The sequence below is a fragment of the Mycolicibacterium novocastrense genome, assembly GCF_001570485.1.
Classification (GTDB): Bacteria; Actinomycetota; Actinomycetes; order Mycobacteriales; family Mycobacteriaceae; genus Mycobacterium; species Mycobacterium novocastrense.
On the sequence record NZ_BCTA01000049.1, the window covers coordinates 1 to 7,908 of the forward strand.

Annotated in this window: 9 protein-coding genes; 4 read left to right on the forward strand and 5 right to left on the reverse strand. The window is 62.9% G+C overall.

The window, feature by feature from the left end; all coding sequences use genetic code 11:
- Nucleotides 1-51: 51 nt before the first annotated feature.
- Both RMCN_RS18605 and RMCN_RS18610 read right to left on the reverse strand, forming a co-directional pair.
- On the reverse strand, nucleotides 52-897 hold the full coding sequence (locus RMCN_RS18605) for an IS3 family transposase (protein ID WP_110765877.1): 846 nt from the start codon (nucleotides 895-897) through the stop codon (nucleotides 52-54).
- Between the two features lie 11 nt (nucleotides 898-908).
- On the reverse strand, nucleotides 909-1,208 hold the full coding sequence (locus RMCN_RS18610) for a transposase (protein WP_067392290.1): 300 nt from the start codon (nucleotides 1,206-1,208) through the stop codon (nucleotides 909-911).
- A gap of 136 nt (nucleotides 1,209-1,344) precedes the next feature.
- On the opposite strand from RMCN_RS18610, the gene RMCN_RS18615 reads away from it, so the two are divergent.
- The 3 genes from RMCN_RS18615 to RMCN_RS18625 all read left to right on the forward strand — a co-directional run bounded on the left by RMCN_RS18615 (nucleotide 1,345) and on the right by RMCN_RS18625 (nucleotide 4,015).
- Entirely contained in the window at nucleotides 1,345-1,956 is a 612-nt protein-coding gene (locus RMCN_RS18615; protein WP_067392293.1) for a ZIP family metal transporter, read from the forward strand.
- Nucleotides 1,957-1,994: 38 nt separating this feature from the next.
- Nucleotides 1,995-2,426, forward strand: coding sequence for a putative copper homeostasis (lipo)protein LpqS (lpqS, locus tag RMCN_RS32220; protein ID WP_457920657.1), 432 nt, complete (start codon nucleotides 1,995-1,997; stop codon nucleotides 2,424-2,426).
- 326 nt (nucleotides 2,427-2,752) lie between these two features.
- A complete protein-coding gene (locus RMCN_RS18625; protein WP_067392309.1) occupies nucleotides 2,753-4,015 on the forward strand; it encodes an MFS transporter in 1,263 nt (420 codons plus the stop codon).
- A gap of 216 nt (nucleotides 4,016-4,231) precedes the next feature.
- On the opposite strand, the gene RMCN_RS18630 is transcribed toward RMCN_RS18625, so the two are convergent.
- From RMCN_RS18630 to RMCN_RS18640, 3 genes are all read right to left on the reverse strand, one after another.
- On the reverse strand, nucleotides 4,232-4,891 hold the full coding sequence (locus RMCN_RS18630) for a hypothetical protein (protein ID WP_201028872.1): 660 nt from the start codon (nucleotides 4,889-4,891) through the stop codon (nucleotides 4,232-4,234).
- Between the two features lie 67 nt (nucleotides 4,892-4,958).
- Nucleotides 4,959-5,636 carry an MspA family porin gene (locus RMCN_RS18635; protein WP_067392312.1) on the reverse strand — a complete coding sequence of 226 codons (678 nt, stop codon included), beginning with the start codon at nucleotides 5,634-5,636 and terminating at the stop codon, nucleotides 4,959-4,961.
- A 406-nt stretch (nucleotides 5,637-6,042) separates the two neighbouring features.
- Nucleotides 6,043-6,717: an MspA family porin gene (locus RMCN_RS18640; protein ID WP_067392313.1), complete on the reverse strand. Its 675-nt coding sequence runs from the start codon at nucleotides 6,715-6,717 to the stop codon at nucleotides 6,043-6,045.
- A 524-nt stretch (nucleotides 6,718-7,241) separates the two neighbouring features.
- Between RMCN_RS18640 and RMCN_RS18645 the strand changes: the two genes are divergently transcribed.
- Entirely contained in the window at nucleotides 7,242-7,670 is a 429-nt protein-coding gene (locus RMCN_RS18645) for an Rv2240c family protein (RefSeq protein WP_234787710.1), read from the forward strand.
- Nucleotides 7,671-7,908 lie beyond the last annotated feature (238 nt).

Consider the following 7,908-nt stretch of genomic DNA (forward strand, 5'->3'; position numbering starts at 1 on the left):
CGAGCACCACAACCCGGGAGATCTGTTGCAGAACCGGTCCGTGTCGCCGGTCTACGCAACGTCACGCAACACTCGAGGAGACCCTAGAGAACGTCGGCGGCGGTTATAGATCCGTTCGATCCAGTCGCCGACGGCGAGTTTGGCGGTTGCGCGGCTAGGCCATAGATGCCGGTCATAGAACTCGACTTTCAATGTGGCCCAGAAGGATTCGGCTGCGGCGTTATCCCAGCACACACCGGTGCGGCCGACAGAGCGGGCCAGGTTGTGCCGATCAGCGAACCGGGCCAGCTGCTCGGAGGTGTACTGGCAGCCGCGGTCGGCGTGCAGGATCACTTCCGCGGCCAGTTCACCGCGCATGGCGACGGCCATCGATAGTGCTGACTCGACCAGGTCGGTGCGAAGGTGCTCGTCGATCGCCCAGCCGATCACCCGACGGGAACAGCCGTCACGCACCGCGCACAGGTACAGCCAGCCCTCACCGGTGCGCAGATACGTGATGTCCGACGTCCATACCCGATCCAGCTCACCGGTGTCGAACCGCCGTCTGACCAGGTCGGCCGGTACCGGCGCGTCCAAGTCGATGACCGTCGTGGCGGGGGCGAAGCGGCGCGGGCAGATCCCGGCGAGCCGCTGCCGGCGCAGGGATGCTGCCACCGTCTTGCGCGACACGCGATGCCCGTTAGCACGCAGGTCGGCGAGGACGCGGGGCGCCCCGTACACGCCGTCGGAGCCGGCATGCGAGGCCGCCACCTTGGCGTCGAGGGCAGCGCGCCGCCGCTGGGCCGGGGTGGGTCCCCGGTCGCGGCGCGCGCGCCATTTGTAGAACCCTGAGCGCGACACCTCCAGCAGCCCGCACATCCGTGACACCGTGTAGGTGGCCTTCTCCGCCTCGATCACCCGGTAGGCCTCTACCGGTTCTGCTCGGAGACGAAGAAGGCCGCGGCTTTTTTCAAAAACTCACGGTCCAAACGTAATTCGGCGTTCTCTCGGCGCAGACGCTCCAGCTCTGCGCGCTCATCAGCATCGAGCACCGCACCAGTATCGCCAGCCGAGGCCGCTTCTTTCGCGAGGCGCACCCAACGACCCAGCACTTGTTCACCAACACCGATTTCGGCCGCTACATGCGCGACCGGGCGGCCAGTTTCGATCACCAGGCGGGCAGCCTGCTTCCGGAACTCCGGGGTGTACTTCCGACGCTTGCCCGACATGCAGACAACCTTCCCGCAGGACCAGCGGTCCCACCAGTCAGGTGTCCACCTTCAGGGGTCAACCCCACCTCGGGGCGAGCAGGCCGACGGTAGGGCGCCATGAAGCACACCGCGGTGTCGCCAAGCAGGAGGACAGGTGGATGGCTTCGCCCTCGTACTAGCGCTGGCCGCGCTGCCCGCGGCCGCCAACTTCGTCGGCGGGCTCGCCTCGGAACTCGTAGATGTATCGGAAAAAACCCTCAGCGTTGCGTTACACCTTGCGGCAGGAATCGTTTTCGCCGTCGTCGGGATCGAACTCATGCCCGAGGCCCTTACCGGCACGCCTGCCTGGATACCGATCACAGCGTTCGCGGCTGGCGGCGCTGCGTTTATTGCCCTGGAGCACGGCCTCGGTCACATCAAGACCCGCCTCGGTGCTAAGGGGGCGCGCACTGGTCCGTTGGCCATCTTCTCCGGTGTCTCGCTGGACCTGTTCAGCGACGGCGTGATGATCGGCACCGCCACGGTCCTCAACCCCACCCTGGGGCTGCTGCTGGCGCTGGGCCAGGTTGCTGCCGACCTGCCGGAGGGTTTCGCCGCGGTGGCAACCCTGCGCCGCGCCGGAATCGGACGCGCCCGCCGGATCGCACTGGCGGCGAGCCTTGTGATTCCCACCCTCCTTGGCGCCGCCCTTGGCTACTGGGCGTTGCGCGACACCGGGCCCTCGCAACCGATTAGGAACAGCGCGGAGGTAGTTGAGTTCAGCTAACTAACTAACTGGTATGAGCTGTTACAGTGAATGACATCGTGAGACACAACGACGCGAGCGAGCGAGGTCGGCTCAGGTGGGCGATTCGGCTCAGGTGGGCGATTGGGCTCGCCGTTATATGCTGGCTGCTTGTTTCCGTTGGGACAGCAGCGCTCGTATTGCAAGGCAATGTCCATGATGACGCGCCGCACGTAGTGACCACGAACTTGGCCGGTGAGTTGGCTTCTGCAATGGAACATGCGCATGCCCGCGAAGGCTCAGCGCCAGTGTTGCCAGATAACGCTGTCACCGCGGCGAGCCCACGGGTGCCGACGTTACTTGAGGCACTCGGGTTGGCCGTAGCAGGCGCCGCTGCTTGGACGTTCAGTCGTCACAAGTTCCGAGCGACGGTGTGCGGTCCCCCGCTCAGGCTAGGCGTCTTGGCGTCGGGACGCCGTTTGTTGTCGCTTCTGTGTGCCTTCCGGCGCTGATCGAGCAGCGCCGGACTCGGCCGGGCGCGCCGCATGGCCGATGGCGCTTTCGTTGCCCGCTGTCAGTTGCCGCATAACAACGTGCGGCTTTCGATATAGAGAGACGTGATGATGAACCGTGTCCTGCCATTGCGCTATAACGATCCGAGCGCTTCGCATGACCCCTTCCCGGCTGGTTTCTGGGCGCCGATGACGGAAACTCTTAGCTTCGACATCTTCGGGGGGCTTGCGTCCGATGGCACGGCTTCGATCGCCCATCCCATGGAAGCGGTTGTCCAACCATGGACGCGGAGTCGTAACTTGGTCGAGTCAGTGGAAAGCGATTGATGGTGGCTGTGTTCGGAGAATTCAGAAGTTTCGGGTGGCCCAGCCGAGTATTGATGATAAACCAGTTCGGCATCAATCTCGGCTTCTACATGCTGATGCCATACTTAGCCGGCTATCTGGCCGGGCCGTTGGGCTTGGCGGCCTGGGCCGTCGGCCTGGTGCTGGGCGTGCGAAATTTCTCGCAGCAGGGCATGTTCATCATCGGCGGTACGCTTGCCGACCGGCTTGGTTACAAGCCGCTAATTGTTGCCGGATGTGTACTACGTACCGCCGGTTTCGGGTTGCTAGTGACGGCGCAATCCCTGCCTGCTGTATTGATCGCATCCGCGGCGACGGGATTCGCTGGGGCGCTCTTCAACCCGGCGGTGCGTGCTTACCTGGCGGCCGATTCCGGGCAGCGCAGAGTCGAAGCGTTCGCCGTGTTCAACGTGTTTTATCAGGCCGGAATTCTCGCGGGACCGCTAGCAGGGCTGGCTCTGATGGTCGTTGATTTCCGCATCGTAGCTGCAGTCGCGGCTGCGGTGTTTGCCGTGTTGACCGTTGTGCAATTGTTCTTTCTACCGCAACACAGCGCCGATTCGCCGGTGGAGAATTCGGCCATACTCGACAACTGGCGCATTGTGCTAGCCAACCGATGTTTCTTAAGATTCGCCGCGGCGATGATCGGATCGTACGTGTTGAGCTTCCAGGTGTATTTGGCCCTGCCGTTGCACGCGGCAGCATTAGTGCCCGAACATGAAGCTCAGCTCGTAGCAGCAATATTTGTGCTCTCCGGGCTCATCGCGGTGGGCGGCCAACTGCATATCACGCGCTGGTTTGCTGCCCGGTGGGGCGCCGGACGCTCGCTAACGATCGGCATGCTGATCCTTTCGTGCTCCTTCGTGCCGCTGTTGCTGATACCGAACGACGGGCGCTTAGGGGCGGCCGCCGCAGTCGTCGCACTACTTGTGTCGGCGGCGCTGCTTGCTGTCGGATCGGCGGCGATCTTTCCCTTTGAGATGGACACCGTGGTGTCCTTAGCGAGTAACCGTCTGGTGGCGACGCACTACGGGTTTTACAACACCATCGTCGGAGTGGGCATCCTGGTCGGCAATTTGGCCACCGGCGCGCTTTTTCAAGCCGCGCGCAGCGCTGGAGCGGACGCTTTACTATGGGGAGGGCTGGCCCTAATCGGGTTGCTCGCCGGACTTGCATTGTATCGCCTTGATCGGCGAGGTCATCTGTCGCCCGAATCAGCGGCGGCTACACCGGCATCAGGCTGAAGTACTAATGTATCTAGCGCGCAGCTCGCTCCCTCTGCAGGGCTTTGACGCTGGGCTTTGACCCCACCCGTTTCCAGATGAAGCCGCCAGCCTGCTATCGGGCCACCTGGCAGCTACCGGAACCGGACTCACACCGGCAAGTGACGACGAGCTTACGAACAGCAAATCACCTACACAGGCGACCTCCCGTTCCGCTGGACGCATGAAGCATCGAGGCTAACTGGCTGGCGGCATTGGCGCCGGCGTCGGCGTCGGCGTCGGCGTCGGCGACACGAGTTCGGGTGGCGGGGACGGCTCGGGCGGCGTAAGCCCCGGCGGAATATTGGTCCCGGGAGGCGGCGCAGTGCCCGGCAGCGGCTCACCCAGCTGATCCTGTGGCCTCTGGCCCAGCAGTGAGCCCTTAAGATAGCCGTTTTGATAGAGGTGCCACACCCGCTTGACGTAATCGATGCCGGAGATGTCCGCATTCTCAGCACCCGGCGCTACGTCGAACGTTGTTCCCTCGCCGGGTGCTGAGGGCTCCTCGTACTGCGGCAGCAAGTAGGCGTTGTTGAAAGCCCGGAGGTTCGGCGGCGCGCTTGCCGGTCCACCCGGCGCCGAGGGCAGTGGATTCTGGGCCAGCAAGTATTCGCCCGGGTCGCGGGGTAAGGCGGGTATGAGGGAGGCATTCTGCGACAAGGGCATGCCGATGATCGGTACCGGCGGCCCCTCGGACACCGACGGCGGTGGGGTAACCGCCGGATCGGTAGGTGGTGACGGAGGAGGCTCCGCGGCGGCGGGTGTCGAGGAGATGACAGCCGCGGCGGCGAGTGCGCCAGCTACCGCGATGCTTGCGGCAAGGTCCCTTGCTACCGTCTTGCGATCTTGTTCAGTCATTGGGCGGCTTCTCCTTCGATTCAGATGCCCACGCTTCCACCTCTGATGTCAGGTCCATGTCTGATCGTCAGACGGTCTTGGTGACGCCGTAGTAAGCGACGATGTCGTCGGTGTCCGTGGTCGAACTCGTCAATATCACGAACGACCGCAAGAAAGACTGACCGACGCAGCCGTCGATCGTGATGTGGACATCCTTGAGAGTGACGCGCGTAGTTGTGCCCTTGAACTTTTTCTTGACCACCTCGACGTCTTCCACCTCGCCGGGCGAGAGATTAACCGCGAACGAGCCGCCAATGTCGAGGCCGACTTCTATCTCGTCCTGGAAGAGTTCAGGTGTGGGGAACAGGTCAATGCCGCCGAGGCCGACGTCGCCCTGCAGGAATACCTTGTCCAGAGTGATGCCGCAACCGATCTGATACCCCACCACCATCTTTCCGCCGTCCAGCTCGGTGCTACCCGAACCCTCAATTTTCCCGGTGAACGTGCCACCCGCGAGGTAGTCACGGGAAGAGGTCGCGGTAGTCAGCGGTGCCACCGGCAGCTGGGTCTCGTTCGTCGCGGTTACCGTCAACGTCCGTCCGTCAGGAGTCGTCGCGACGCCTGGGGACCCGGACGCGACGGCGCCAGTGTCCGGCGGCGGCGGTGCCACCCCCGGGCCGGGCGGCGGTTCCGCCGAAGCGAGCGATGCCGCGCCCATGGGGGCCAGCAAGCAAACAGCGGCCAGGATGGCGAAACGATGCAACATGGTGTGTTGTGGCCTCTCGTCGGGCGGTATCACGGAAACTGTCCCGTGGAATCATTGGTTGACCAGGTGTCCAAAAGGTTAACTGGCCGAAAATAGTTCACGCCCGATATCTATCGAGAGAGCATGTCCGAGCTGGCGAGCACCTTCTGACATGAAGGTCTGCGGATGAAACTCATCTGCACCCCTTTCGCGGCGCGGTAAAGGAGCTGGCACGCGCGCCATTGTCGAGGCCCAGCGACGGAGGCTAATGTCAGAGCGGCGGTACTTCCCTCACCACAGCGACACCCGCTAGGGCCTGGGGTTCCGCCGATCGCCAGCAGATTCTCGCGCCGTGGCCGGTTATGCCGAGGGGCGGCTATCTCGGCGCGTTCTCGCCTGTGGTGAGAATGCCGCGAAACACCTGGCGTCAAACGACCTTCGTGACACCGAGATAAGTGATGACATCCTCGGTGTCCTCGGTCGAGACAGTCAGTGTCGCGTACGACCGTATGAACGACTGGCCAGCGCATCGATCGAAGTTGACACGCAAACCTGTGACGGTGACCCGAGTTTCGGTACCCTCGAAATCCTTCTCGGCGACGGTAGCGACTTTCACTTCGCCGGGGGCGAGGTTGATTCTATAGCGAAGCCCGGCCCCGGCGTCGACGGCTGGCACCGGTAGGTTGACGCCGAATCCGGCGTCGGGTTGGATTCTGTTTTGATCCAAGAGGACCCCACAACCGATCTGATACCCGGCCTCCAATGTTCCGCCCTTCAGCTCCGTTGCGCCCGAGCCAGTGACCTTTCCGATGAATGTGCCGCCGACAAGGTATTCGCGCGACGTAACCGCGGTCGTCAGCGGGGCAACGGGCAGCTGGCTCTCGTTAATCGCAGACACCTCGACATGCCAGCCGTCGGGGGTATCCAAAATTCCCGGGGGCCCGGACGGTACCGCGTCGGCTGGCGGGGGCGGTACGGGATTGGCGAGCGGCTGCGCCGGGGGCACAGGCGGCTCAGCGGCCGGTTCCGCGAACGCGAGTGGCACCGCCCAGGCCGGGATCAGCAGGCACACGGCAGCCGGGATGGCAAAGCGATGCAACATGGTGCGTTGGGCCTCTCGTCGTCGGTATCCGGGAATCTGACGCGTGGAATGATCTAGGGTCTGGGTGTCCAAACGGTGAACGGACGACCAACACTTCTTACCCTGTTCTCATCTAGTCAGCGGCTCCTACTCAGCGGCTCCGCACACAACGCAAGATTTTGATCGTCGATCTGGCACCAGTCTCTCATTCCAGGGTTGTCCGTGGCACCAGTTCTGTTCTCACGGTCATTGGACATCGAATGGCCGACTTGTAGGCATCCAGTGTTTGGATTCCGTTCAAGATTCCGTCATACGTCGAACCGACGATGCCACGCATCAACACGTTCTGTTGCTGCCGTGAAAAACTTTGTTGACCCGATATCACGCCCACACGCTCGGAGGAATCCATGATGTCATCACGTATCAGTGCGCGAACGTTGGCTGCGTCACTAATTGCGTTCAGTCTCGGGGTAGGCGGCGCCACAGTTGCATCCGCTGACCCCGACCGGACAGAACCGCCGGCTCCCGAGCCGGCACCGGTAGGCGTGCCCATTGAGGGCGAAGCCGCGGCACCGGCGAAGGTGGCCTGCCGGCGGTTCAACGTGGCGGTGCGGTTCTCCTCCGCGTATTACAACAACTTCGCCAATTCGATCGCCGGTGATGGTGCACAAGTGGACTACCAAGATCCGACAGTCAGGAACGACAACGTTGACGGTCGAACCGCGCTGCGGAAATCAGTTGCGGAGGCGCTGAGCGCGTCGGGGACGCCCGGTCTGCAGCCGGAGATCGCGAATCCGATGCGATCGTGGTCATTGCGCGCCGCGAAGCTGGTCGTGGCCATGGGACTCCACGGCAACGGCGACACCCTTAACAACGCGGCAACCGAGCTCAATGACGAGGCCACGAAGGCCCAAATGGCCTGTGCCAATGCCGACGCCCAGCCCATAATCCGCACGCACGAAGACCAACCATGATGAGCCGTCCCAGAAAGTCCAGAGACTGGTTGTGTTGAATCACCCTGCCTTTGGTCGGGTGCGTTTGTGATCGAGCAATGATCAGAACCTGTGGATGAGCCTCGGTGTGGGGGCGTGAAAGTGGGCGCACCTTCCCGAGGATGATCTGAATATCCGAAGGTCCGATCATGAGCCGGCGTTGGCGCGCTGGTTCGGGAAGGTACGCCCATGCTCACCGTAGTTCACGATGCCGCCGAGG